The 25632-nt window shown below is 72.0% G+C and carries 24 protein-coding genes; 11 read left to right on the top strand and 13 right to left on the bottom strand.

Annotated features, from left to right (window positions below; all coding sequences use genetic code 11):
- Positions 1–31: 31 nt before the first annotated feature.
- The 6 genes from M2163_RS22505 to rsmI form a co-directional block, all read right to left on the bottom strand.
- Positions 32–931, bottom strand: a complete 900-nt coding sequence (locus M2163_RS22505) for a 4-(cytidine 5'-diphospho)-2-C-methyl-D-erythritol kinase (RefSeq protein WP_280851015.1) — start codon at positions 929–931, stop codon at positions 32–34.
- Complete coding sequence (rsmA, locus tag M2163_RS22510) at positions 928–1809, bottom strand: 16S rRNA (adenine(1518)-N(6)/adenine(1519)-N(6))-dimethyltransferase RsmA (RefSeq protein ID WP_280851014.1); 882 nt, start codon at positions 1807–1809, stop codon at positions 928–930. The genes M2163_RS22505 and rsmA overlap by 4 nt, the downstream gene beginning before the upstream one ends.
- A gap of 44 nt (positions 1810–1853) precedes the next feature.
- A complete protein-coding gene (locus tag M2163_RS22515) occupies positions 1854–3236 on the bottom strand; it encodes a resuscitation-promoting factor (protein WP_280894850.1) in 1383 nt (460 codons plus the stop codon).
- A 118-nt stretch (positions 3237–3354) separates the two neighbouring features.
- On the bottom strand, positions 3355–4239 hold the full coding sequence (locus M2163_RS22520; RefSeq protein WP_280851012.1) for a TatD family hydrolase: 885 nt from the start codon (positions 4237–4239) through the stop codon (positions 3355–3357).
- A gap of 46 nt (positions 4240–4285) precedes the next feature.
- Positions 4286–4684, bottom strand: a complete 399-nt coding sequence (locus tag M2163_RS22525) for a hypothetical protein (protein WP_280894851.1) — start codon at positions 4682–4684, stop codon at positions 4286–4288.
- Between the two features lie 213 nt (positions 4685–4897).
- Positions 4898–5779 carry a 16S rRNA (cytidine(1402)-2'-O)-methyltransferase gene (rsmI, locus tag M2163_RS22530; RefSeq protein WP_280894852.1) on the bottom strand — a complete coding sequence of 294 codons (882 nt, stop codon included), beginning with the start codon at positions 5777–5779 and terminating at the stop codon, positions 4898–4900.
- Positions 5780–5864: 85 nt separating this feature from the next.
- Between rsmI and M2163_RS22535 the strand changes: the two genes are divergently transcribed.
- The 3 genes from M2163_RS22535 to M2163_RS22545 all read left to right on the top strand — a co-directional run bounded on the left by M2163_RS22535 (position 5865) and on the right by M2163_RS22545 (position 11120).
- Entirely contained in the window at positions 5865–7604 is a 1740-nt protein-coding gene (locus M2163_RS22535) for a phospholipid carrier-dependent glycosyltransferase (protein ID WP_280894853.1), read from the top strand.
- A gap of 125 nt (positions 7605–7729) precedes the next feature.
- On the top strand, positions 7730–9352 hold the full coding sequence (locus M2163_RS22540) for a penicillin-binding transpeptidase domain-containing protein (protein WP_280851009.1): 1623 nt from the start codon (positions 7730–7732) through the stop codon (positions 9350–9352).
- Between the two features lie 97 nt (positions 9353–9449).
- Complete coding sequence (locus tag M2163_RS22545; RefSeq protein ID WP_280894854.1) at positions 9450–11120, top strand: penicillin-binding transpeptidase domain-containing protein; 1671 nt, start codon at positions 9450–9452, stop codon at positions 11118–11120.
- A gap of 7 nt (positions 11121–11127) precedes the next feature.
- Here the strand turns inward: M2163_RS22545 and M2163_RS22550 are convergent, their stop codons facing one another.
- Positions 11128–11496: an SsgA family sporulation/cell division regulator gene (locus M2163_RS22550; RefSeq protein WP_280894855.1), complete on the bottom strand. Its 369-nt coding sequence runs from the start codon at positions 11494–11496 to the stop codon at positions 11128–11130.
- A 168-nt stretch (positions 11497–11664) separates the two neighbouring features.
- Here M2163_RS22550 and M2163_RS22555 point away from each other — a divergent pair, with 168 nt between their 5' ends.
- From M2163_RS22555 to M2163_RS22580, 6 genes are all read left to right on the top strand, one after another.
- Entirely contained in the window at positions 11665–12705 is a 1041-nt protein-coding gene (locus M2163_RS22555; RefSeq protein ID WP_280894856.1) for an energy-coupling factor ABC transporter permease, read from the top strand.
- 1 nt (position 12706) lies between these two features.
- Complete coding sequence (gene cbiQ, locus M2163_RS22560; RefSeq protein WP_280894857.1) at positions 12707–13468, top strand: cobalt ECF transporter T component CbiQ; 762 nt, start codon at positions 12707–12709, stop codon at positions 13466–13468.
- A complete protein-coding gene (locus M2163_RS22565) occupies positions 13456–14214 on the top strand; it encodes an ABC transporter ATP-binding protein (protein ID WP_280894858.1) in 759 nt (252 codons plus the stop codon). The genes cbiQ and M2163_RS22565 overlap by 13 nt, the downstream gene beginning before the upstream one ends.
- Positions 14211–14672 (top strand): MarR family transcriptional regulator, encoded by a 462-nt coding sequence (locus M2163_RS22570; RefSeq protein ID WP_280894859.1) that lies wholly within the window; start codon positions 14211–14213, stop codon positions 14670–14672. Before M2163_RS22565 ends, M2163_RS22570 begins: the two co-directional genes overlap by 4 nt.
- Positions 14673–14779: 107 nt before the next feature.
- Positions 14780–15226, top strand: a complete 447-nt coding sequence (locus tag M2163_RS22575; protein ID WP_280851002.1) for an organic hydroperoxide resistance protein — start codon at positions 14780–14782, stop codon at positions 15224–15226.
- A gap of 46 nt (positions 15227–15272) precedes the next feature.
- Positions 15273–16433: a serine hydrolase domain-containing protein gene (locus tag M2163_RS22580; protein ID WP_280854176.1), complete on the top strand. Its 1161-nt coding sequence runs from the start codon at positions 15273–15275 to the stop codon at positions 16431–16433.
- A gap of 3 nt (positions 16434–16436) precedes the next feature.
- Here the strand turns inward: M2163_RS22580 and M2163_RS22585 are convergent, their stop codons facing one another.
- The 3 genes from M2163_RS22585 to M2163_RS22595 all read right to left on the bottom strand — a co-directional run bounded on the left by M2163_RS22585 (position 16437) and on the right by M2163_RS22595 (position 18182).
- Positions 16437–16712, bottom strand: a complete 276-nt coding sequence (locus M2163_RS22585; protein ID WP_280851001.1) for a DUF1876 domain-containing protein — start codon at positions 16710–16712, stop codon at positions 16437–16439.
- A 133-nt stretch (positions 16713–16845) separates the two neighbouring features.
- A complete protein-coding gene (locus M2163_RS22590; protein WP_280851000.1) occupies positions 16846–17691 on the bottom strand; it encodes an EamA family transporter in 846 nt (281 codons plus the stop codon).
- The gene (locus M2163_RS22595) at positions 17688–18182 is read right to left on the bottom strand and encodes a YbaK/EbsC family protein (protein WP_280850999.1); all 495 of its coding nucleotides are present in this window, start codon (positions 18180–18182) and stop codon (positions 17688–17690) included. The genes M2163_RS22590 and M2163_RS22595 overlap by 4 nt, the downstream gene beginning before the upstream one ends.
- Before the next feature lie 83 nt (positions 18183–18265).
- On the opposite strand from M2163_RS22595, the gene M2163_RS22600 reads away from it, so the two are divergent.
- A complete protein-coding gene (locus tag M2163_RS22600) occupies positions 18266–18895 on the top strand; it encodes a GNAT family N-acetyltransferase (RefSeq protein WP_280894860.1) in 630 nt (209 codons plus the stop codon).
- Between the two features lie 42 nt (positions 18896–18937).
- Here the strand turns inward: M2163_RS22600 and M2163_RS22605 are convergent, their stop codons facing one another.
- On the bottom strand, positions 18938–21136 hold the full coding sequence (locus M2163_RS22605) for an MMPL family transporter (RefSeq protein WP_280894861.1): 2199 nt from the start codon (positions 21134–21136) through the stop codon (positions 18938–18940).
- A 105-nt stretch (positions 21137–21241) separates the two neighbouring features.
- Positions 21242–21847, bottom strand: coding sequence for a TetR/AcrR family transcriptional regulator (locus tag M2163_RS22610; RefSeq protein WP_280850996.1), 606 nt, complete (start codon positions 21845–21847; stop codon positions 21242–21244).
- A 185-nt stretch (positions 21848–22032) separates the two neighbouring features.
- Between M2163_RS22610 and M2163_RS22615 the strand changes: the two genes are divergently transcribed.
- Positions 22033–25275 carry a S41 family peptidase gene (locus M2163_RS22615; protein WP_280894862.1) on the top strand — a complete coding sequence of 1081 codons (3243 nt, stop codon included), beginning with the start codon at positions 22033–22035 and terminating at the stop codon, positions 25273–25275.
- Between the two features lie 138 nt (positions 25276–25413).
- Here the strand turns inward: M2163_RS22615 and M2163_RS22620 are convergent, their stop codons facing one another.
- Positions 25414–25608, bottom strand: a complete 195-nt coding sequence (locus tag M2163_RS22620) for a hypothetical protein (RefSeq protein WP_280850994.1) — start codon at positions 25606–25608, stop codon at positions 25414–25416.
- Positions 25609–25632: the final 24 nt, after the last annotated feature.

Raw genomic sequence — 25632 nt, forward strand, 5'->3', positions numbered from 1 at the left:
GATCGATCGACCCTCCAGGGTAGTCCGACCGCTACGGCCGGATCACCGTCGCACCCGGCACCGGCCCCGTGGCCGTGCGCACCGCCCGGCAGGTGCCGGAGGCGCGCAGTGCGTCCGCGATCCCCGCGGCGGCCTCGCGGTCACGGGCGAGGAAGGCCGTGGTCGGCCCCGACCCCGAGACGAGCCCGGCGAGGGCGCCCGCGGCACTGCCCGCCGCGAGGGTGTCGGCCAGTTCCGGGAAGAGGGAGAGCGCGGCGGGCTGGAGGTCGTTGGAGACGGCGGCGGCGAGCGCGTCCGGGTCGCCCTCGGCCAGCGCGTCGAGCAGCTGCTCGGAGGCGACGGGCTCGGGGACGTCGAGGCCCGCGGTGAGCCGGTCGAACTCCCGGAAGACGGCCGGGGTGGACAGTCCGCGCTCCGCCATCGCGAACACCCACGAGAAGGTGCCGCCGACGTCGAGGGCGCGCAGCTTCTCCCCGCGTCCGGTTCCGAGCGCGGCCCCGCCGACCAGGCTGAACGGCACGTCGCTGCCCAACTCGGCGCAGATGTCGAGCAGTTCCTCGCGCGGGGCGCCGGTGCCCCACAGCGCGTCGCAGGCCAGGAGCGCACCGGCGCCGTCCGCGCTGCCGCCGGCCATGCCGCCGGCGACGGGGATGTCCTTGGCGATGTGGATGTGGACGGCGGGCTCCAGACCGCGGCGCTCCGCCAGGGCGATCGCCGCGCGGGCCGCCAGATTGGTGCGGTCCAGGGGGACCTGGGCGGCGTCGGGGCCCTCGCAGGTGACGCGGAGCCCGTCGGCCGGGGTCACGGTCACCTCGTCGTGGAGGCCGACCGCGAGGAAGACGTTGGCCAGGTCGTGGAAGCCGTCGGGGCGGGCGGCGCCGACGGCGAGCTGGACGTTGACCTTGGCGGGGACGCGGACGGTGACGCTCACTGCTGGACCGGCTCCTTGTGCGGTGCGTGCTCGGCGATGCGCGCGAACTCCTCGACGGTGAGCGCCTCCCCGCGGGCCTGGGGCGAGACCCCGGCCGCCACGAGGGCGGTCTCGGCGGCCGCGGCCGAACCGGCCCACCCGGCGAGCGCGGCCCGCAGGGTCTTGCGGCGTTGGGCGAAGGCCGCGTCGACGACGGCGAACACCTCTCGCTTGGCGGCGGTCGTCTTGATCGGCTCGGTCCTGCGGGTGAGCGCGACGAGGCCGCTGTCGACGTTCGGGGCGGGCCAGAAGACGTTCCGGCCGATCGACCCGGCCCGCTTGACCTCGGCGTACCAGTTGGCCTTCACGGACGGGACGCCGTAGACCTTGGAACCGGGCGCCGCGGCGAGCCGGTCGGCGACCTCCGCCTGCACCATGACGAGGGTGCGCTCGATGCTCGGGAAGGTGTCGAGCATGTGCAGCAGCACGGGTACGGCGACGTTGTACGGGAGGTTCGCGACCAGGGCCGTCGGCGCGGGGCCGGGGAGGTCGGTGACGTGCATCGCGTCCGAGTGCACCAGGGCGAAGCGGTCGGCCCGGTCCGGGATGCGCGCGGCGACGGTGGCGGGGAGTGCGGAGGCGAGTACGTCGTCGATCTCCACGGCCGTGACGTGGGCGGCCGCCTCCAGGAGGGCGAGGGTGAGCGAGCCGAGCCCTGGGCCGACCTCCACGACGGCGTCCTCGGGACCCACGTCGGCGGTCCGCACGATCCTGCGGACCGTGTTCGCGTCGATCACGAAGTTCTGGCCGCGCTGCTTGGTGGGACGTACGCCGAGCACGGCGGCGAGTTCGCGGATGTCGGCGGGGCCGAGGAGGGAGTCTGGGGAGGGGCTGCTCACGTGGACAGCCTAACCGCGGGCCGGCGGGCGCCGGTCCCGCCCGCTCATCCCTGCAGACGGCCGCCGCAGTGCGGCCAAGGGCTCGCTCCCCGCCGTACGTACAGCTTCTTCGCCCGGAAGGTCTGCTCCGCCGCCGGTGCGTCCTGCGGGCGGCCGGAGCCCCCGAGGCCCTGCCAGGTCCGCGTGTCGAACTGGTAGAGGCCGCCGTACGTGCCCGACGGGTCCACCGCGTTCGGACGGCCGCCGGACTCGCAGACGGCGAGGCCCTGCCAGTTCAGGTGGTCCGCGCCCCGCACGGAGGTGGGCATCGGCCTGGTGCCGACGCGCACGATCTGGGTGCGGGGTTCCCGGACCACCTCGACCCTGGTCCGGCGCGGTTTCTGTCGCACCCCGTTGACGGTCCGCAGGGAGTACGTGACCCGCCGCACGCCCGGTGCCCCGGCCTGCTCCACGACCTCCGTGCCCTTGAAGAGGGAGTCGTCCTCGCTCCGCTGCTCCCGGTAGGGGATCTGCTCCTCGCGCACCTCCTTCGACCCCGTGATCCGCAGCACCGTGACGGTCTGGCCCTCGCGGGGGAAGCTGCCCGGCGCCACCGAGGTGGTGTCCATCCCGCTCAGCGTGACCCCGGCCTGCTCGACGGCCTCCGCCACGGTCGCCGCGTTCGTGCGGATCGTCCGTGCCCGGCCGTCGGCCATGATCGTCACGGAGCGTTCGGTGCGCACGTCCAGCGCGAGCCCCTCCCGCCCGATCCGCCGGGAGCGCGAGGTGGACAGGTAGGCGCCCTCGGCGCGCACGCCGAGCTGTTCGAGCGCCGCGTCGACCGTGCGGGCCGTGGTCCACACCTCACGCCGGTGCCCGTCGAGCGTGAGCCGCACGGGGCGGCCGTAGCGCACCGCGACCTCGTCGCCGCTGGCGAGCTGTTCGCCGGGGGCGGGCGCGACCACGTCGTGCGCCCCCACCTCGACCCCCTCCTCGGCGAGCAGTTCGGTCACGTCGTCGGCGAAGGTGTGCAGCGTCCGGGGCTTGCCGTCGACGGTGAGCTCGATCGCCTTGTCCTTGGCGACGAACGCGGTGGTGCCGCCGGCGAGGAACGCGACCACCAGTGCCTGCGGGAGCAGCCGTCTCATCGCCGCCCCGTCCGGCCGTTCCGCGTACCGCGCCCGGCGCCGGCGCGCGGCCCGCCGCCCCGCTCCGGCACGCACTCCGGGCACGGTCGGCAGCTCGGAACCGGGCGCCTCGTAGGCGGGCCGGTAGGTGTCCTCGTACGGCGGGACCGGCGTCCCGTACACCCCGTACGGGAGCGTGTCCGCGGTGTGCGGGCCGGTGGGGGGCGTGTCCCAACCGCCGTACGCCGGTGGGTCGTACGGCTCGGTCGGGCCGTAGGACTCGTACGGCTCGTATGTCGTCTCGTACTGCGAGCTGCTCACGCCGACACGCTCCAGGGGCCGAGGGGTCCAGAGGGGTCCGGATCGGGCCCACAGAACCTAGCGGAGCGACCGTCACTCTCCAAAGCGGCGCGGCTACCCGGAGTTACGTTCGACGGGGTCAGTACCCGAAGGCGCGTGCGGTGTTCGCGGCGAGTGCCGTGGCCAAGGCGTCCTCGTCGATGCCGCGCACGGCGGCCATGGCGCGCACCGTGACCGGAATGAGATAGGGGGCGTTGGGCCGTCCGCGGTACGGCGCCGGCGTCAGGAAGGGCGCGTCGGTCTCCACGAGGAGGAGTTCGAGGGGGGCCACGGCCACCGCGTCCCGCAGGTTCTGGGCGTTCTTGAAGGTGACGTTGCCGGCGAAGGACATGAAGTAGCCCTCGCGGGCGCACACTTCGGCCATCTCCGCGTCGCCGGAGTAGCAGTGGAAGACGGTCCGCTCGGGGGCACCTTCCTCCTTGAGGACGCGCAGCACGTCGTCGTGGGCGTCGCGGTCGTGGATGACGAGCGCCTTGCCGTGCCGCTTGGCCATCTCGATGTGGGCGCGGAAGGACGCCTCCTGCGCCTCCTTGCCCTCGGGCCCGGTGCGGAAGTGGTCGAGGCCGGTCTCGCCGACGCCCTTGACCTGCGGGAGTGCGGCCAGACGGTCGATCTCCGCGAGCGCCTCGTCGAGCGCCCCGGTGCCGCCGGCCCGGCGCGCGCCCTGCCGGGACCAGCCGTCGGGGTCGCCGTGGACGATCCGGGGCGCCTCGTTGGGGTGCAGCGCGACGGTGGCGTGGACGGCGTCGTACCGGGCCGCCGTCTCGGCGGCCCAGCGGGAGCCCCGTACGTCGCAGCCGACCTGGACGACCGTGGTCACCCCGACCGACGCGGCTTTGGCGAGCCCCTCCTCCACGGTCCCGTCCTGCATGTCCAGGTGGGTGTGGGAGTCGGCGACCGGTACCCGCAGCGGTTCCGGGAGCGGCGGGGCCGCGTTCTTCTCGCGGGGGCTGTTCGAAGGCATGCCCCGATCCTACGAAAGGGGCATGCCCGCCCGGGTTCCGGTGCGGTCAGCTCGCCTTGCGCTGGAAGACGTGCAGCAGGTCGGCCAGGTGCCAGTGGTGCTCCTCGCCCGGCTCCCGTACCGGGTCCCCGGGCGCCGGTGCCTCCACGGGCCCGGCGGCGGGCGTGCGGTGCCGGTGGTGGTCGGCGTCCCGGGTGGCGGCGACCCGGCCGGGCCGCATGATCCGTACGACGTGGTGGTCGCAGTTCGCGCAGGTGGGCCGGGAGAGCGGAGAGGGCACGACCCGTCCGTCCACCACGTACTGCACGAACTCCCTGCCGTCGCCGTCGACGTGGTGCTCTATCGCGTACGACTGCTCCCAGCCGTGCCCGCAGCGCATGCAGGCGAAGGAGTAGGACTCGTTGACCACGGCCGTGGCACCGGGGTGCCCTGCGATCTCGCTCATGCCAGCTCCTGTGTGTCCGCTGGTTCGAAGGACGGGTACGTCCCTCACCCCAGTGGACGCCTCCCGGGAGCCGATGGCGACAGGCCTGTCGACTGTTGGACCCGATTTGGACTTTCCTTGCCGAACCGGACCGTCCGACCCCGTGGAGCTTTGCATTCCGGGACACCGCTTTGCGAGCACATGGGGCGCACGCTCAGACGTCATGCGCCCTGCTCAGAGGGGGTGTGACCCACCTCGTCCGGCACCCGGGGAGGGGGCGTTCTTCGCGGCGACGACCGCATCGAACACCACCCTCTTGGGGACGCCCGCCTCCACGGCCACGGCGGCGATCGCCTCCTTGCGCCGCTCCCCCGCCTCCTCGCGCACCCGCACCCGGCGCACCAGTTCCGTGTCGTCGATCTCCCCGGCCCCCTTCTCGGGCGCCCCCTCGACGACGACGGTGATCTCCCCTCGGACCCCGTCCGCGGCCCACTCTGCGAGTGTGCCCAGCGCCCCCCGCTTGACCTCCTCGTACGTCTTGGTCAACTCCCGGCACACGGCGGCCCGCCGGTCCGCGCCGAACACCTCGGCCATGGCCGCGAGGGTGTCGTCGAGCCGGTGGGGAGCCTCGAAGTACACCAGGGTGCGCCGCTCCTCGGCGACCTCCCTCAGCCGCGACAGCCGCTCGCCGGCCTTGCGCGGCAGGAACCCCTCGAAGCAGAACCGGTCGACGGGCAGCCCGGACAGGGCGAGCGCGGTGAGGACGGCGGACGGTCCCGGTACGGCGGTGACCCGGACGTCCTTCTCCACGGCCGCGGCGACCAGCCGGTACCCGGGGTCGGACACCGACGGCATCCCGGCGTCGGTGACGAGCAGCACGCGGGCGCCGCCGAGGAGTTCCTCGACGAGTTCGGGGGTGCGGGCGGCCTCGTTGCCCTCGAAGTACGACACGATCCGCCCCTTGGGCGTCACGCCGAGCCCCTGCGTCAGCCGCCGCAGCCGCCGGGTGTCCTCGGCCGCGACCACGTCGGCCGCGGTCAGTTCCGCCGCGAGCCGGGGTGGGGCGTCCGCGATGTCGCCGATGGGGGTGCCTGCGAGGACAAGGGTTCCAGTCACCTCCCCATCCTCCCAGCAGCGCCCCGAACCGGACGCATCCGCCCATGCACGGGACTCACACAGCGCCGTTCCTTACGATGGCGCGGTGACCAGTACCGCGTCCTCCATGGACACCCGGCAGGACCAGGCCCCCCAGGACCGGCGGCCGTCGTGGCAGCAGAGGCTGCGCCGTTTCGGCTACGCGCCCGAGGCCAGAGGCGACGTGCGCGAGCGCCTGGTCCCGCCCTTCGTGGCACCCAGTCCCCGGATGTGGCAGGTCCTGGGCGTGCCCGGGGCGCTCGCCGAGCGGGTCACGCGCTGGTCGGGCTGGCTGGGGCCGCTGCTGGTGACGCTGGTGGCGGGGGTGATGCGGTTCTGGAACCTGGGCAGCCCCAAGAAGGTGATATTCGACGAGACGTACTACGCCAAGGACGCGTGGGCGCTCGTCCACCGCGGCTTCGAGCTCAGCTGGGGCAAGAACGTCGACAGCCAGATCCTGTCCTCGAACGGGCATGTGGCGCTGCCGACGGACGCCGCCTATGTGGTGCATCCGCCGGTCGGCAAGTACGTCATCGGGCTCGGCGAGCTGATGTTCGGGTTCGACCCGTTCGGCTGGCGGTTCATGACGGCGCTGCTGGGGACGCTGTCGGTGCTGATCGTGTGCCGGGTGGGCCGCCGGATCTTCCGCTCCACCTTCCTCGGCTGCCTGGCGGGCGCGCTGATGACCGTGGACGGCCTGGCCTTCGTGATGGCGCGGACCGCCCTGCTCGACGGCGTGCTGATGTTCTTCGTGCTGGCCGCGTTCGCCTGTCTGGTCATCGACCGCGACCGGGCCCGGGAGAAACTCGCGGCCGCGCTGCCGGTCGACTCCCACGGCCTCGTGCGCCCCGACGCGCACGTCGCGGACACCCTGCGCCTGGGATGGCGCCCCTACCGCTGGCTCGCGGGCCTGCTCCTTGGCCTGGCCATCGGCACCAAGTGGAACGGGCTGTTCTTCCTCATCGCGTTCGGCGTCATGACGGTGCTGTGGGACGTCGGCTCCCGCAGGGTCGCGGGCGCCCGGCGCCCCTACGAGGCGGTCCTCAAGTACGACCTGGGCATCGCGTTCCTGGCGATGGTGCCGGTCGCGGTCGTCACCTACGTCACCTCGTGGATCGGCTGGATCCTCTCCCCCGCGGACGGCACCGGCGGCTACTACCGCAACTGGGCGGCGACCGACGGCAAGGGCGGCAGCTGGACCTTCCTGCCCGACTGGTGGCGCAGCCTGATCCACTACGAGCACGAGGTCTACAAGTTCAACGTCGGCCTGTCCTCGCCGCACACGTACATGTCCAACCCGTGGAGCTGGATCGTCGACGGCCGCCCGGTCTCGTACTTCTACGAGTCCCCCGCGCCCGGCACCGACGGCTGCCCGGTCGACGCGGGCGGGAAGTGCGCCCGGGAGGTCCTGGCCATCGGCACGCCCCTGCTGTGGTGGGCGGCCTGCTTCGCGATCCTGTACGTCCTGTGGCGCTGGTTCTTCCGCCGCGACTGGCGGGCGGGCGCCATCGCCTGCGGTATCGCGGCCGGGTACCTGCCCTGGTTCAACTACCAGGAACGGACGATCTTCTTCTTCTACACGATCGTCTTCCTGCCCTTCCTCTGTCTGGCCGTCGCGATGCTCGTCGGCGCCCTCGTCGGACCGCCCCGCGCCTCCGACACCCGCCGCGTGGCGGGCGCCACGGCGGCAGGCGTGCTGGTCCTCCTGATCGCCTGGAACTTCATCTACTTCTGGCCGCTGTACACCGGCACCAGCATCCCGATCGACGACTGGAGGTCGCGGATGTGGCTGGACACCTGGGTCTAGGGGACGGGTGTTCACGTATGTGATTGAGCACCCGTCCCGACGAATCGGGAAACTCTCACCCCGCTTGTCACACCTCCCGCTTAGGCTGCCCACAACAACGGGGAACACGGGGAGGGGGCCACACCATGGCCAAGGGGGTGAAGGTCGCTGTCGTCAGCACGGTGTTCGCCGTGATGGTCGGCGGGGCCGGGTACGGCGCGTACAACTTCGTCTCGGCGCTGAGCGACGACGGGAGCGGCGGGGTCGGGGAGGCCAAGCGGAGCGGGCCGCCCACCGCCGACGAGATCGAGAAGACCTCCAAGGACTTCTTCGCCGCCTGGCAGAAGGGCGACGCGGCGAGCGCGGCCGCGCTGACGAACAACGGCACGGCGGCCGAGGTCCTGCTGGCGGCCTACGGTACGGACGCCCACATCGGCCAGGTGCGGATCACGCCCGGCAAGGCGACCGGCGCCACCGTGCCGTACAGCGTGAGGGCGACGGTGTCGTACGACGGCAAGTCGAAGCCGCTGGCGTACCGCAGCGAGCTGACCGTCGTGCGCGGGGTGACCACCGGCAAGGCGCTCGTCGACTGGCAGCCCTCCGTGGTGTACCCGAAGCTTCAGCGGGACGACCGGCTGGTCACCGGCGAGTCCGCGAACCCCTCCATCGAGGCGGTGGACCGCAACGGCAAGGTGCTGACCAAGGAGAAGTATCCCTCGCTGGGCCCGGTCCTGGACGCGCTGCGCGAGAAGTACGGGGACAAGGCCGGCGGCACTCCCGGTGTCGAGCTGGTCATCAAGCACCCCGACGAGACGCCCGACACCTCGCTGCTCACCCTGTCCGAGGGCAGGGCGGGCAAGCTGGAGACTACGCTCAGCGCGACCGCCCAGGCGGCCGCCGAGAAGGCCGTGAAGCTGTACCGCCAGTCGTCGGTCGTCGCCGTCAAGCCCAGCACCGGTGAGGTGCTGGCCGTGGCCAACAACCGCACCGACGCCTTCAACGCGGCCTTCGAGGGCACCAAGGCCCCCGGCTCCACCATGAAGATCATCACCGCGGCGATGCTCATCGACAACGGCGTGACCTCGATGAACGGCCCTGCGCCCTGTCCGCCCGACGCCGTGTGGCAGGGGCAGACCTTCAAGAACCTCACCGGCATGGAGCCCAACGAGGGCGCCACCCTCGCCAACAGCTTCATGCGGTCCTGCAACACCGCCTTCATCAAGCTCATCGACGAGAAGCCGCTCACCGACGAGTCGCTGACGCTGGAGGCGCAGAACCGCTTCGGCATCGGCGAGGACTGGAAGACCGGCATCGTCTCCTTCGACGGCAGGGTTCCCGCCGTCAGCGGCCCGGACCGCGCGGCCAACGCGATAGGCCAGGGCCAGGTCCAGATGAACCCGCTCAACATGGCGTCGGTCACGGCCACCGCGATCACCGGCGCCTTCCGCCAGCCCTACCTCGTCTCGCCGAAGCTCGACGACCGCGAGCTGGCCACCGCCAAGGGGCTGCCGTACAACACCGCCTCCCAGCTCAGGCAGATGATGCGGCTGACGGCGACCCAGGGCACGGGGGCCAGGGCGATGGCCGGTTTGGGCGGGGACATCGGTGCCAAGACCGGGTCCGCCGAGGTCGACGGACAGCAGGCGTCCAACAGCTGGTTCACCGGTTTCCGCAACGATGTGGCGGCGGCGGCCATGACCGAGGAGGGCGGCCACGGCGGCGACGCGGCGGGCCCGATTGTCGCAGCTGTGCTACGAGCCGCGGGCTGACGTCACCCGCGCAGGGCAGGGACTCTAGTCTGTTGCCGTCGTTGGGATGGATGAGGGCAACGGGGACCCTGGGAACAGCGCGGAGGAAGCGTAAGTCGTGGGTAACAGAAGGCGCGTCGCCGAGCGACGGAAGACCAGGCCCGCCGTGGTCGGCGGGCTGATCGCCGTGGCCGTCGCGGGCGCGGGCCTCGGCGGCTACGCGCTGTACGGCGCCGGGGCCGCGGCCGACGACCGGACGCAGAACACGTCCGCCGCCGAGGACCAGAAGCCGAAGGTCAAGACCGGTCCGCTGTCGGCGGCCGAGGTCACCACCACCGCGACCACGTTCCTGACCTCCTGGCAGCAGGGCAAGGTGACCGCGGCGGCCGCCGCGACCAGCGACACGAAGGCCGCCGCCGCGCTCCTCACCGGCTACACCAAGGACGCCCGCATCACCGGCGTCACCCTCACCCCGGGCACCCGCACCGGCGGCAAGGTCCCCTTCTCCGTGAAGGCGACGGTGACGTACAAGGGCATCAGCAAGCCGCTCGCGTACGCCAGTTCGCTGACCGTCGTCCGTGACACCGCCACCGGGAAGCCGCAGGTCGACTGGACCGCCTCGGTCGTCCACCCCGACCTGAAGGACGGCGACACCCTGGTCACCGGCGAGTCCGGGACCCCGCCGATCAAGGCGGTCGACCGGGACGGCGGCGAGATCACCGAGGACAGGTACCCCTCGCTCGGCACGGTCCTGGACGGGCTGCGCGAGAAGTACGGCAAGAAGGCCGGCGGCAAGGCGGGCGTCGAACTGCGGGTGATCCGCGCGAAGGACAGCAAGTCGTCCGACAAGACCCTGGTCGAGCTCAGCAAGGGCACCCCGGGCACCGTGAAGACCACCCTGAGCCCGACGCTCCAGGCGGCGGCCGAGGCGCAGGTCGCCAAGCGGGCGCGGTCCTCCGTCGTGGTCCTGCGTCCGTCGACCGGCGAGATCCTCGCGGTGGCCAACGCGAGCCACGGCTTCAACACCGCCTTCCAGGGCTCCCTGGCCCCGGGCTCCACGATGAAGGTCGTCACCTCCTCGCTGCTGATCGAGAAGGGCCTCGCCTCGGCGGACAAGGAGCACCCCTGCCCGAAGTACTTCACGTACGGCGGCTGGAAGTTCCAGAACGACGACAAGTTCGAGATCAAGGGCGGCACCTTCAAGGCGAGCTTCGCCCGCTCCTGCAACACCGCCTTCATCAGCCAGGCGGGCAAGCTGGACAACGACAGCCTGACCGAGCAGGCCCAGCAGGTCTTCGGTCTGTCGCTGAACAACTGGGCGATCGGCGTCCCGTCCTTCGACGGGTCGGTGCCGGTGCAGAGCGCGGCCCAGAAGGCGGCCGAGCTCATCGGCCAGGGCGGGGTCCGGATGAACCCGCTGAACATGGCGTCGGTCTCCGCCACCGTCCAGTCGGGCACCTTCAGGCAGCCCTACCTGGTGTCCCCGAGCGTCGACCACCGCACGCTGGCCACCGCCTCGCGCACGATGTCCTCGGGCACGCTGTCGCAGCTGCGCGAGCTGATGGCGTACACGGCGGGCTACGGCACGGCGGCCGAGGCGATGTCCGGGGTGTACGGCAACGTCGGCGCGAAGACCGGCTCCGCCGAGGTGGACGGCCAGAAGAAGCCGAACGGCTGGTTCACCGCCTACCGGGGCGACCTCGCGGCCGCGGGCGTGGTCCAGGCGGGCGGCCACGGCGGCGACACGGCGGGCCCGATCGTGGCGGCCCTGCTGAAGCTGGGCGGCTAGGCCGGCGTCAGCGGCGCACCACGGGTGCGGCGGGAGCGGCGGGTGCGGCGGCCATGTAGGTCCGCCGCAGGAACCTGAGCAGGGCCTTCTGCTCGAACTGCACCACCGACACGCCCTGCGGCGAGTGGAACTCCAGCACGGCCTGCACCCGTCCGCACGGCCACACCCGCACCTCGCCGCTGCCGGCCGGGGCCCTGAGTCCCTGCTCCAGCAGCGCCCGCGAGAAGGTCCACTCGTGGGTGCCCGGCAGGCCGACCCGTACCGAGCGCGGGTCGGTGTCGGGGTCGTAGCGCAGGACCACCGGGACCGACTCGTCCTGCGCGATGTCCGCGTCCGAAACGATGTGGGCTCGCGCGTACTGTTCGACTACAGACATCGTGACGGCCCTCTCACGCTGCGTAACCTGTGCGGAAGCTGTGCATCCATTCCTTCCCCAGCGTCGCACATTTCCTGCATTCCGCCCCCGGGGCCGAAAGCCCGCGATGTGCTGTTCGTGGCGCGACTCTCTTGCAAAGAGTTCGCAACAAGCCACTATCATCGAACGGTGCATGTCCCTGACGGATTCATAGACGCCCCCCTCTCGGCAGCGACCGGAGTCGTCGCCGCGGCCGCCGTCGCGGTGAGCCTGCGCGGTGCCCGCCGTGAGCTCGACGAACGCACCGCTCCCCTGGCGGGCCTGGTCGCGGCGTTCATCTTCGCCGTGCAGATGCTGAACTTCCCCGTCGCCGCGGGGACCAGCGGACATCTGCTCGGCGGTGCGCTGGCCGCGATCCTCGTGGGCCCCTACACCGGTGTCCTCTGCGTCTCGGTGGTCCTGCTCATGCAGGGCATCCTGTTCGCGGACGGCGGCCTGACCGCGCTCGGCGTGAACATCACCGACATGGCCGTGGTCACGACGGTCGTGGCGTACGCCGTCTTCCGCGGGCTGGTCAAGGTGCTTCCGCGCAGGCGCGGTGCGATCACCGCCGCCTCCTTCGTGGCCGCCGTGCTCTCCGTGCCCGCCGCGGCCGCCGCCTTCACCCTGATCTACGCCGTCGGCGGCACCACCGACGTCTCCATCGGCAAGGTCGCCACCGCGATGATCGGCGTCCACGTCCTCATCGGCATCGGCGAGGCGGCCATCACCGCGCTGACGGTCGGTGCCGTCGTCGCCGTACGCCCCGACCTGGTGTACGGCGCGCGGGGGCTCCGGCAGAAGCTCAAGCTGCGGGTCGGCGGCGAGCTGGTCGACGTGCCGGACACCGCGCCGGCCGCCGCCCGCTCCCCCCGCAAGGTCTGGATCACGGGGCTCGTCGCCTCCCTGGTCCTCGCCGGGTTCGTCAGCTTCTACGCCTCCGCCAGCCCCGACGGTCTGGAGAAGGTCGCCGCCGACAAGGGCATCGACGCGAAGACCGAGAAGCACGCCACGGCGGACTCCCCGCTCGCCGACTACGGCGTGAAGGACGTCGGGAACGCCCGCCTGTCCGGGGGGCTGGCGGGCGTGATCGGCGTCGGCGTGACCGTGGTCGCGGGCACCGGCGTCTTCTGGGCGGTCCGCAGGCGTCGTACGGCCGACGTCTCACCGGCGAGCACGAGCAGCGTCTGACATGGGGGCCGGGCACGCACATCGGCTGTACCGGCACGGGCACTCCCCCGTGCACGCCCTGCCGCCGCACACCAAACTCGCGGCCGCCTTCGCCTTCGTCGTGGTCGTCGTCTCGACCCCGCGCGAGGCGATGTGGGCGTTCGGCCTGTACGCCGTCCTCCTGGGCCTCGTCGCGTACGCCTCCCGCGTCCCGGCCGGCTTCCTGCTGAAGCGGCTGCTGATCGAGGTGCCGTTCGTGGCGTTCGCGGTGCTCATGCCGTTCGTCGCGGAGGGCGAGCGGGTCGAGGTGCTCGGGATGTCCCTGAGCGTCAGCGGCCTGTGGGGCGCCTGGAACGTCCTCGCCAAGGGCACGCTCGGCGTCGCCGCGTCGGTGCTGCTCGCCTCCACCACCGAACTGCGCGAACTGCTCCTCGGCCTGCAACGGCTCAGGCTCCCGCCGCTCCTCGTCCAGATCGCCTCCTTCATGATCCGCTACGGCGATGTCATCACCGACGAGATGCGGCGGATGCGGATCGCGCGGGAGTCGCGGGGGTTCGCGGCGAGCGGTGTCAGGCACTGGGGTGTCCTCGCGAAGTCGGCCGGCGCGCTGTTCATCCGCTCCTACGAGCGCGGCGAGCGGGTGCACCTGGCCATGGTCAGCCGCGGTTACGCCGGCTCGATGCCGGTCATCGACGAGGTGACCGCGTCCCGGGCGCAGTGGTCGTACGCCCTCGCGCTGCCCGTCGCCGCCCTCGTCGTCTGCGTGTTGGGATGGACCCTGTGACAGCTTCCCTCGAAGTGACCGGACTGGCCTTCGCCTACCCCGACGGGCACCAGGCCCTGTTCGGCGTGGACTTCTCGATCGCGCGCGGCGAGCGGGTCGCGCTGCTCGGCCCGAACGGCGCCGGCAAGACGACCCTGGTGCTGCACCTGAACGGCATCCTGAGCGGCGGGGTGGGCACGGTGAAGGTCGCCGGGCTGCCCGTGGGCAAGGAGCACATGGCCGAGGTCCGGCGCCGGGTCGGGATCGTCTTCCAGGACCCCGACGACCAGCTCTTCATGCCGACCGTGCGGGAGGACGTGGCGTTCGGGCCGGCCGCGGCCGGGCTGAAGGGGCCCGAGCTGGAGGCACGCGTGCGTACCGCTCTGGAGCGGGTCGACATGGCGGACTTCGCGCACAGGCCCCCGCACCACCTGTCGTTCGGCCAGCGGCGCCGGGTGGCGGTGGCGACCGTGCTCGCCATGGAGCCCGAGATCCTCGTCCTGGACGAGCCCTCCTCCAACCTCGACCCGGCCTCCCGCCGTGAACTGGCCGACATCCTGCGCTCGTTGGACGTGACGGTCCTCATGGTCACGCACGATCTGCCGTACGCGCTGGAGCTGTGCCCGCGTTCGCTGATCCTGAGCGAGGGCACGATCGCCGCGGACGGGAAGACCGCCGAACTCCTCGCGGACGACGAGCTGATGCGCGCCCACCGGCTGGAGTTGCCCTTCGGATTCGATCCGCGGTCCGTGACAATGGGCGCGTGACGAACCAAGAGGACGCCGGATCACTGCTGCTCGACGACCAGTTGTGCTTCGCGCTGTACGCGGCCCAGCGCGCGGTGACCGCCGCGTACCGGCCGCTCCTCGACGAGCTGGGGCTCACCTACCCGCAGTACCTCGTGCTGCTGGTGCTGTGGGAGCACGGGGAGATGAGCGTGAAGGAGCTCGCGGGGGCTCTGCGGCTGGACTACGGCACCGTGTCGCCGCTGCTCAAGCGGCTGGAGGCGGCGGGGCTCGTGCGCCGGGAGCGCGCGGCCACCGACGAGCGCTCGGTGCTCGTCGGCTGCACGGGACGCGCGGAGGAACTCAGGGAGCGCGCGGCGCGCGTCCCCGGCGCGCTGCTGGAGGCCACGGCGCTCGACGGCACGGAGGCGGCGCGGTTGCGCGAGGAGCTGTGGCGGCTGGCGCAACGGGCGGAGGCGGCGGCCGAGCGCCCCCGCTGACCTTCTGTTATCCGAGGTTGCCACCCCCTGGTCATCCGGTGCCGACCTACCGGCCGGTACCTTGTGCACGATGTACTTGCGCGCACCTCTCCGGGGGGAGACCAGCCATGCTTGAGGAAACCGCCGTCGACACCCGGCCGACGAAGATCATGTACGTCGCCGAGGCCACCGCCCACGGTGGCCGGGACGGCTTCGTCACCAGCCAGGACGGCCAGATCGAGCTGAAGGTCGCGATGCCTCCGGCGCTCGGCGGGGACGGCAACGGCACCAACCCGGAGCAGCTCTTCGCCGCCGGCTACAGCTCCTGCTTCCACAACGCGCTGATCCTCGTCGGCAACCGCGAGGGCTACGACCTGACCGGCTCCACGGTCGCCGCGAAGGTCGGCATCGGCCCCAACAAGCACCGCGGCTACGGCCTGGCGGTCGCCCTGAGCGTCTCCCTGCCGGTCCTCGACGCCGGCCTCGCGGCCAAACTGGTGGACGCGGCCCACGAGGTCTGCCCGTACTCCAACGCGACCCGCGGGAACATCGACGTGACGATTCTGCTTGGCTGAGAGGGACACCGGACAAGGCCCCGGGCGGCAGCAGGAGGAGTACGGCGTGGACGTGAACGGCACAGTAGCCGAGGGCTTCGAGCCGGTCAGGGACGTGTTCGCGCGGAACTTCGTGGCGCTCGGGGACCGGGGCGCGGCGGTCGCCGTGTACCGGGACGGGCGCAAGGTCGTCGACCTGTGGGCCGGCACCAGGGACGTCGACGGCACCGAACCCTGGCGGCACGGCACCGCACAGGTGGTGCGGTCGGCGACCAAGGGTGTCGCCGCCGCCGTACCCCTGATGCTGCACCAGCGCGGGGAGCTGGACCTGGACGCGCCGGTGGCCGAGTACTGGCCCGAGTTCAAGGCGCGCGGCAAGGAGCAGGTGCGGGTCCGGCAGGTGCTGAACCACCGGGCCGGGTTGCCGGTGCTCGACCGGCCGCTCACCCCCGAGGAGGCCCTGGACCCGCTGAAGGGCCCCGAGGCGGTCGCCGCGCAGGCCCCCGTCTGGGAGCCCGGCACCGACCACGGCTACCACGCCCTGACGTACGGCTGGATGCTGGACGAGCTGGTGCGGCGGGTGACCGGGCTCGGCGCGGGCGCGTGGATCGCGCGGGAGATCGCCGGGCCGCTGGGGGCGGAGTTCTGGCTCGGGCTGCCCGCGGAGGAGGAGGCCGCCGGGCGGACCGGGCGGGTCGGACGGGTCGAGGGACCGGAGCCCGTCGGCGGGCTGCGCGCCCGCCCCAAGCGGTCCGTGACCGAGGCGTACGAGGACCCCGGCTCCCTCACCCGCCGCGCCTTCGCCGCGATCACCCCCTTCCCCGACCAGAACGCACCGGAGTACCGGGCGAGCGCCCTGCCCGCGACCAACGGGATCGCGACGGCCGACGGGCTGGCGCGCGTCTACGCGGCGATGATCGGCGAGGTCGACGGCGTACGGCTGTTCGAACCGGCGACCGTCGAACGCGCCCGCGGCGAGGAGTCGGCGGGCCCGGACCGGGTGCTCATGGTGAACACCCGCTTCGGGCTCGGCTACATGCTGCACGGCAGCGCCTCGCCGTTCCTCGGCGCGGGCTCCTTCGGGCATCCCGGCCGCGGCGGCTCCCTCGGCTTCGCCGACCCGGAGACCGGGGTCGCCCTCGGCTACGTCACCAACGGCTTCCGCAAGACGGTCACGGCGGACCCCAGGGCGCAGGCTCTGGTCAGGGCGGTACGGGCGGCCCTGTGACGGCTACACGTTGATCGAGTGGGACCTGCGTCCGGACACCTCGTCGATCTCGTCGTGCGCCTTGGTCAGCAACTGCATCGCGAGTTCGTTCAGCGCCCGCGCCCCCGCGACCTCCTCACCGACCCGCGGCTGATTCGGGTCGCTGCGGTGGCGGCTGGCGTGCCCGTGCGCCCGTATCTCGGTCCCGTCGGGCAGCCGGACCAGCGCGGCCGCCTCCGTGTGCTGTTCGTCCTCCCGGAACTCCAGCTCCACATGCCATCCCACAGCGGTGTGCGTCATGACGGTCACCTCCGGAAACGTCTGCTTCCAGAGTGCTCCTTCCGGCATCCCGATGCACGGGGGCCGGCCGCCGGACTCCGCGGACGGGAGGGAGAGAGCGGGCCGCGCTCGGCAAGACCTCCGGGACGGACGGTCAACCGGCGTGCAGCATCAGCCCGATGCCCACCACGAGCAGCCCGGCCGCCGCGATCCTCGGCGCCCCGAACCGCTCCTTGAAGAACACGGCGCCGATGGCCGCGCCGACGATGATCGACGACTCGCGCAGGGCCGCGACCGGCGCGAGTTCCGCCCTGGTCTGGGCCCACAGGACGAGTCCGTACGCGGCCACGGAGAGGGCGGCGCCGAGCAGCCCGACGCCCGCGAACGGCCTGAGGACGGCGGCGAATTCACCGCGCCACCGGTGCAGGGCGTACGCCGGGATCACCACGCCCTGCACCGCCATCAGCCAGGCGATGTACCCGAGCGAGGAGCCGGAGGCGCGCACACCGAGCCCGTCGACGACGGTGTACGCGGCGATGGTCAGCCCGGTCGCCGACGCGGCTCCGATCGCGGGCCAGTTGGGACGGCGGCCGCGCAGCCCCCACAGCGCGACCCCGGCAAGTCCCGCGCAGGACAGGGCGATTCCGGCGGCCGCCCACCCGTCGGGGACCTCGTGGGCGAACAGGGCTGCCAGCACCGTCACCACCAGCGGGGCGGTACCGCGCGCGATGGGATAGGCCTGCCCGAAGTCGCCGAGCCGGAACGACTTCATCAGCAGTGCGTAGTACGCGATGTGGACGCAGGCCGAGGCGAGCAGATACGGCCAGGCGTCCGCGGCCGGGGCCGCCGTGAACGGGATCATCGCCAGCCCGATGAGCATCCCCCCGCCCGCGATCAGCGTGAACCCGACGAGCTTGTCGGTGATCTGGTGCGCGATGGCGTTCCAGCCGGCGTGCGTGACGGCGGCGAGCAGTACGGCAGCGGTGACCAGCGGCGTCACGCGGTGTGCTCGCGGACGTCCACGAGGGTGGCGCCGGCGTGGGCGATCAGGTCTCCCGGCGGGATGGGGAACACGGCGTGCGGGTTGCCGGCGGCGGCCCAGACGAGGTCGTGGTCGAGCAGCGAACGATCGGCGAGCACCCGCGTCCTCGTACGGTGCCCGAAGGGCGGCACGCCCCCGATGGCGTAGCCGGTCGTCTCCCGTACGACGTCGGCGCGGGCCCGGGTGACCTTGGCGGCGCCGAGCTCCCGCCGGACGAGTTCGAGGTCGACGCGGGAGGCCCCGTCCATGAGCACCAGCACCGGCACCCCGTCCGCGGCGAAGATCAGCGACTTGCAGATCTGGCTGAGCTCGCACCCGACGGCCGCGGCGGCCTCGGCGGCGGTACGGGTGGCGTCCGGGAAGCGGCGGATCCTGGCGTTCAGTTCGTCGAGTCCCAGCTCCCGCAGGGCCTCGGCGAAACGGGGGTGGGCGGCGTCGGCGGTCGTCATGCCCGCCACGCTAGCGGTGGGTGTACGAGCCACGCGACCAGGTTTGCGGGACCGCTCCCCCTCCCGTGGTGCAGGATGCTGCGATGACCTCGACTCCCGTCATACGCCCCTACCGCCCCCAGGACCGCGACGCCGTCGACGACATCTGCGTCCGCACCGCGCACGCCGGCCAGGACGCCCGCCCCCACTACGCCGACCCCGGCGTCTTCCCGACGGCCTTCGCGGCACCGTACGTGCACCTCGAACCGGAACTGGCCTTCGTACTGGACGACGGGACGGGGCAGGCCGTCGGATACGTCCTGGGCACCGCCGACACGCCCCGGTTCGTCGCGGAGTACCGCGCGAAGTGGCTGCCCCTCGTGGCCGACCGCTATCCGGAGCCCCGCCATGAGCCGCGCACTCCCGACGAGGAGATCGTCGCGCTGCTGCACCGCCCCGAGCGGATGCTCGTGCCCGAAGTCGCCGCCCATCCGGCCCACTTGCACATCGACCTGCTCCCCGACTGGCAGGGACGCGGATACGGGCGTGCGCTCATGGAGGCCTTCCTGCGCGCGCTGCACGAGCGGGGCGTGGCCGCCGTGCACCTGTGCATGCTGTCCGCCAACACGCCCGCGCGCGCCTTCTACGACCGTCTCGGCTTCCACGAGATCGACGTGCCGGATCCCGGTCCTGTCACCTATCTCGGCCGGTCCACGGCAGACAAAGGCCGGTGAGGGCGCCTCCCCCACCGGCCCTGCCCGCTCGCACCGCGCGTGTCAGACGCGGACCAGCTCCCGGTCCTCGTCGGGGTCCGCGTCCTTCTCGGCCCGGGTGCGCAGTCCCTCGCCCTCGACGTCGACGTCGGGCAGCGCGCGGTCCAGCCACTTCGGCAGCCACCAGGCGCGGCGGCCGAGGAGGGCGAGGACCGCGGGGACGATCGCCATGCGGACGACGAACGCGTCGAAGAAGACGGCGATCGCGAGACCGAAGCCGATCATCTTGATCATCGACTCGCTGGAGCTGATGAAGCCCCCGAAGACGGCCATCATGATGACCGCGGCGGCGACCACGACCCGGGCGCTGTGCTTGAACCCGGTCACGACGGCCTGGCTCGGCGACTCGCCGTGGACGTACGCCTCGCGCATGCGGGTCACGAGGAAGACCTCGTAGTCCATCGCCAGGCCGAAGACCACGCCGACCATGAAGATCGGCATCATCGACATGATCGGGCCGGTCTCCTCGACGCCGAGCACACCGCCGAGCCAGCCCCACTGGAAGACCGCGACGACGGCTCCGAGCGCGGCGAGCACCGAGAGCAGGAAGCCGAGGGCCGCCTTCAGCGGGACGAGGATCGAGCGGAACACCACGATCAGCAGGAGGAAGGCGAGGCCGACCACCAGGGCCAGGTACGGGACGAGGGCGTCCGAGAGCTTCTGCGAGAAGTCGATGTTCATCGCGGTGGTGCCGGTGACCAGGACGTCCGCGTCCGCCTTGGACGCCACGTCGGCGCGGATGGCGTGCACCAGGTCCTCGGTCTGCGTCGAGGACGGCTTGGAGTCGGGCACGACCGTGATGGTCGCGGTGTCACCGGCCTTGTTGAAGGTCGCCGGGGTGACCGTGACGACGTCGTCGAGGCCCTTGATGCCGTCCGTCACCGTGGCGGCCGCGGACTTCGGGTCGTCGCTGTCCTTGGCGTCGACCACGATCATCAGGGGTCCGTTGAAGCCGGGCCCGAAGCCCTCCGAGAGCAGGTCGTAGGCGCGGCGCTGGGTCGTGGACGTCGACTGGGAGCCGTCGTCGGGCAGGCCCAGCTGCAACTGGCTGACCGGCAGTGCGACGGCGCCGAGGCCGAGCACGCCCAGCAGCAGCACGGCGGCGGGACGGCGGATGACGAAGCTCGCCCAGCGGGTGCCGAGGTTGGGCTTCCCGGCCGGCTTCCCGGGAGACTTCCTGCGCTTCTCCCCCGCCGGACGGATCTTGCGGCCCGCGTACCCGAGCAGCGCCGGGATCATGGTCAGCGCGATGAGGACGGCGATCACGACCGTGCCCGCCGCGGCGAGACCCATCTTGGTCAGCATCGGCACGTCGACGACCGAGAGACCGGCGAGCGCGATCACGACGGTGAGGCCCGCGAAGACCACGGCGGAACCCGCGGTGCCGGTGGCCCGGCCCACCGCCTCCTCGCGCTCGCGTCCCTCGGCCAGCTCGGCGCGGTAGCGGGAGACGATGAACAGCGCGTAGTCGATGCCGACCGCGAGGCCGATCATCAGCGCGAGGGTGGAGGTGGTGTCGCCGAGGTCGAGCGCCTTGGCGAGGACGGTGATCGTGGAGACGCCGATCCCGACGCCGATGATCGCCGTCAGCAGCGGCAGGCCCGCCGCGACCAGCGAGCCCAGGGTGATGACCAGGACGACGGCGGCGATGGCGAGTCCGACGACCTCGCCGATGGCTCCGGGCTCGGCCCCGGCCTGGAGCGCGTCACCACCGACGTCGACGGTCAGCCCGGTGTCCCGGGCGTCGTCGGCGGCCTGCTCCAGGGCCTTGCGGGTGGCGTCCTTCAGTTCCATGGCGGGGGCGTCGTAGCGCACCGACGCGTAGGCGACCGTGCCGTCCTTGCTGACCGCGTGGGTGGTGAACGGGTCGGTGACGGAGACGACCTCGGAGCCGTCGCCCAGCTCCTTGACGGTCTTCGCGACGGTTGCCCTGTTGGCGGCGTCCGTCATCTTCTCGCCCTCGGGCGCCTTGAAGACCACGCGCCCGGTCGCGCCGTCGGCACTGGCTCCGGGGAAACGCTGTTCCAGCAGGTCGAAGGCCTTCTGTGCCTCCGTGCCCGGAATGGAGAAGGAGGTCGATCCGGCGGCGGGCGCGTTGGCCGCGCCGACGCCCGCGAGCGTCAGCAGGGCCACCCACAGGAGGGCGACGAAGTGCCGTCGCCGGAAGGCGAGGCGGCCGAGTTTGTAGAGGAAAGTGGCCACGAGGGCGAACTCCCGGTCAGGTCGTGGGATCTTCAGGGCAGGGGTGATCAGCCCGACGACGTGAGCGGTTACGTCAGGTGGAGGGCTTGCTGGGGAGAGTGGCGGTCAGTCGACCGGAACGCCGAGGGCGGGGAGGACCACGGCGTCGATGTACGAAAGCAGGAAGGACTGGGTCGGCGGCAGCTCGTCGATCATCGTGCGGGCGGCGAACCCGCCGAGCATCATGTGCATCATGAACTCGATCGCCGGGTTGTCCGGGCGTACCTCGCCCCGGTCGATCGCCCGCTGGACCAGCCTGCGGAACTCCGCCATCTCGGGTTCGACGAGATGTTCGCGGAACGCCTTCAGCAGGTCCGGGTTGCCGTGGACCGCCATGGCCAGGCCCCGCATGAGCGCGGAGTTCTGCTCCATGGTGCAGTCGTCCGAGCGCATGGTGAGCGCGTGCAGGTCGCCCTTGAGCGACCCGGTGTCGATCTCGTCGAGACCGATACCGCCCGGCTTGGAGTGCCGGACCGCCTTCGCCACCAGCTCGGCCTTGCCGCCCCACTGGCGGTAGAGCGTGGCCTTGCTGGAACGGGTGCGAGCGGCGACGGCGTCCATGGTGAGGGCGTCGTAGCCGACCTCCCGGAGCAGTTCGAGCACGGCCTCGTACAGCTCGGCCTCACGCTCTGGGGTGATGCGGCTGCGACGCGCGGTCGAGACCTCGGTCATGTCACTCACCCTTTCCGCGCCGGGACTTCGTACGACACTGTTTCGTACGACACGAATGTAGCGCATCCGCCATCGAAACGAAACGGTTTCGTTCGTGTTATGGGTCACCGGGAGCCACCCACAGATCGGCATCGGCCGGTTTTTCACAAGTTGCTCCGGTCCATCCCCCGGAAAAGCATGGGGAGGTGAGCTATCTGCGCCTACCGCACCTGAGCGGCGACCTGTTGTGCTTCGTGGCCGAGGACGACCTCTGGCTGGCCCCTCTCGACGGCCCGGGCCGCGCCTGGCGCCTGACGGTCGACCGCACCAAGATCGGCCATCCGCGGTTCTGCCCCGAGGGCCGCCGCATCGCGTACACGAGCTGGCGCAGTCTCGTGCCCGAGATCCACCTGTGCGAGGTGGACGGCGGACCGGGCCGCAGGCTCACCCACTGGGGCTCCACGGACACCCAGGTCACCGGCTGGACCCCGGCCGGCGAGATCCTCGCCGTCGCCTCCCACGGCGAGCCCTTCTCCTACTTCACCTGGGCGTACAAGGTCCCCACCGACGGCTCCCCCGGCCACAAGCTCCCCTGGGGCCCGGTCTCCGACATCCAGGTCGCCGACCGCAGGACCCTCCTGCTCACCGGCACCCCGCCGCACGAACCGGCCGCCTGGAAGCGCTACCGGGGCGGCGCGACGGGCCGCCTCTGGCTGCACGGCGAACGCCTGCTGCCCGACCTCGGCGGCCACCTCCACTCCCCCATGTTCGTCGGCGACCGGATCGCCTTCCTCTCCGACCACGAAGGCGTCGGCAACCTGTACTCCTGCGCCCCGGACGGCTCTGACCTGCGCCGCCACACCGACCACGACGCCTTCTACGCCCGGCACGCCTCCAGCGACGGCACCCGGGTCGTGTACCAGTGCGGCGGCGACCTGTGGATCGTCGACGACCTCACCTCCGAGCCCCGCCGGCTCGACGTACGGCTGAGCGGGCCGCGAGCCGGGCGCCGCCCCTACCAGGTGCCCGCCGCCCAGCACGTGGACGGCATCTCGGTCGACGAGACGGGCCGCGCGAGTGCCGTCGTCGTCCGCGGCAGCCTGTACTGGCTGACCCACCGCGACGGCCCGGCGCGCACCATCACCGACACCCCGGGCGTACGGGTCCGGCTCCCGGAGATGCTCGGATCCGCCGGCCGGGTCGCCTATGTGACGGATGCCGAGGGCGAGGACGCGGTGGAGATCGCGTACCTGCCCCGGGCGACCGGCGACCGCGAGCCGCTCCGGCTTGCCTCCGGCGAGCTGGGCCGGGTCCTGGAGCTGGTCTCCGACCCGAAGGGCGAGCGGCTGGCCATCGCCTCGCACGACGGACGCCTGCTGCTCCTGACCGTGCCCGACAGTGCGGCTGACACCGCGGGCACGGAGGAGACCGACGGGGAAGTCACCGAGCTGATCCGCTCCGTCAACGGCCCCGTCCGCGACCTCTCCTTCTCCCCGGACGGCACCTGGCTGACATGGTCGCACCCCGGCATCGGCCGCTCCCTGCGCCAGATCAAGATGGCCCGCATCAAGGACCGTCTCATCGTCGACGTCACCAACGGCCGCTTCGAGGACGAGAACCCGGTCTTCACCCGGGACGGCCGCTACCTGGCCTTCCTCTCCTGGCGGGGCTTCGATCCGGTGTACGACGTGCACACCGGCGACCTCTCCTTCCCGCTGGGCTGCCGCCCCTACCTGGTCCCGCTGTCCTCGGCCACCCCCTCCCCCTTCGCCCTGAACCCGGAGGGCCGCCCGGCCGCCGGGGGCCTGGACCCGGTCGAGGACACCGGCGGCGACGGCGGCGACAGCGGAGCGGTGACCGTCGAACTCGAAGGTCTGGAGAGCCGGGTGACCCCCTTCCCGGTCCCCGCCTCCAAGTACTCGGCGCTGCACCCGGTCGCGGGCGGCGGCCTGGTCTGGTTGCGCTGGCCCATCTCCGGCGCACTCGGCGAGACCTTCGTCAACCCCGACGACACCTCCGAGCGCCCCACCCTCGAACACTTCGCCATCGGCAAGGCGAAGAAGACCGAACTCGTCGAGCACCTCGACTGGTTCGCGGTCAGCGGCGACGGCTCCCGGCTGGTCGTCGTGGACGAGGGCGACCTGCGCGCCGCCCCCGCCACCGAGTCCGGCGACAGCGACTCGACCGTCTGGATCGACCTGCGCCGCATCCTCCACGAGGTCGACCCGCCCGCCGAGTGGCGCCAGTCGTACGAGGAGGCGGGCCGGCTGATCCGGTCGTACTTCTGGGACCCGGGGATGTGCGGCATCGACTGGGACGCGGTGCTCGACCAGTACCGCCCGCTGCTCGAACGGATCGCCTCCCCCGACGAGTTCGCCGACCTGCTGCGCGAGGTCCTCGGCGAACTGGGCACCTCCCACGCCTACGTCACCCCCGCCCGCCGCAACGAGGGCCCCCCGCACTACCAGCGCCGCCAGGGCCTGCTGGGCGCCAATTTCGTCCTCAGGGACGGCGGCTGGACGGTCCGGCGGATCCTGCCCGGCGACTCCTCGGACTCCAAGGCCCGCTCCCCGCTGGCCGGCACGGGCATCCGCGAGGGCGCGGTCCTCACCCACGTCGACGGCCGCCCGGTCGACCCGGTCGCGGGCCCGTACCCGCTGCTCGCGGCGGCGGGCGGTACGACGGTGGAGCTGACGTTCGTCCCGGCGGAGGGCGAGGGCACGGCCCGCCGGGTCGCGGTGGTCCCCCTCCTCGACGAGCGCCCCCTGCGCTACCAGGACTGGGTGGCCAAACGCCGTGCCGTGGTGCGGGAGTTGAGCGGCGGCCGCTGCGGCTATCTGCACATCCCCGACATGGGCGGCTCGGGCTGGGCCCAGTTCAACCGGGACCTGCGCATGGAGGTCTCCCGGCCGGCCCTCATCGTCGACGTGCGCGGCAACGCGGGCGGCCACATCAGCGAACTGGTGGTGGAGAAGCTGACCCGCACGATCCTCGGCTGGGACCTGACGCGCAACGCCCAGCCGGTGTCGTACGCCTCGAACGCCCCCCGCGGCCCGGTGGTGGCCCTCGCCGACGAGGCGACCTCCTCGGACGGCGACATGATCACGGCGGCCTTCAAACTCCTGAAGCTCGGGCCGGTGGTGGGCCAGCGCACCTGGGGCGGGGTGGTCGGCATGACCGGCCGCCACCAGCTCGGCGACGGCACGGTGATCACCGTCCCGATGAACGCGGCCTGGTTCGACGCGTACGGCTGGTCCATCGAGAACCAGGGCGTCACCCCGGACCTGGAGATCCTGCGCACCCCCCTGGACTGGGCGGAGGGCCGGCACGCCCAACTCGACGACGCGGTGACGCTGGCGCTGAGCCTGCTGGAGACGAACCCGCCGGCGACCCCGCCGGACTACCGGGACGTACCGAACAGGTCAAGGCCCAAGTTGCCGCCCAGGTGAGGTCTTTGTGCCTTCAGGGGCGCGGGGAACCGCGCGACAGGCCCCCACCGCCCCGCACCCGACAACGAACCCGAAAAACGCAGGGTGCCCTCCCGACAACCAGAGGGCACCCCACGCTTCGAGCAGTGAGAGCAGTGACTACATGTCGTAGTCGGGGTCCAGCCGCTCCTGCTCCTCGCGGCGCATCCGCTCGGACTCCTCGTCCCGCATGCGCTCACTGTCCTGCTCGCCGCGGCGACCGCGCTGGGCCTGCTCCCGGCCCTCCTGGGCCTTCTGCCTGGCCTGCTGCTGCCACTGCTCGGACTTGTCCTGGAACTGGTCCTTCATACCCATGTGGGTTCACTCCCGTGGGGGTGA

This window comes from Streptomyces sp. SAI-135 (assembly GCF_029893805.1).
Lineage (GTDB): Bacteria > Actinomycetota > Actinomycetes > Streptomycetales > Streptomycetaceae > Streptomyces.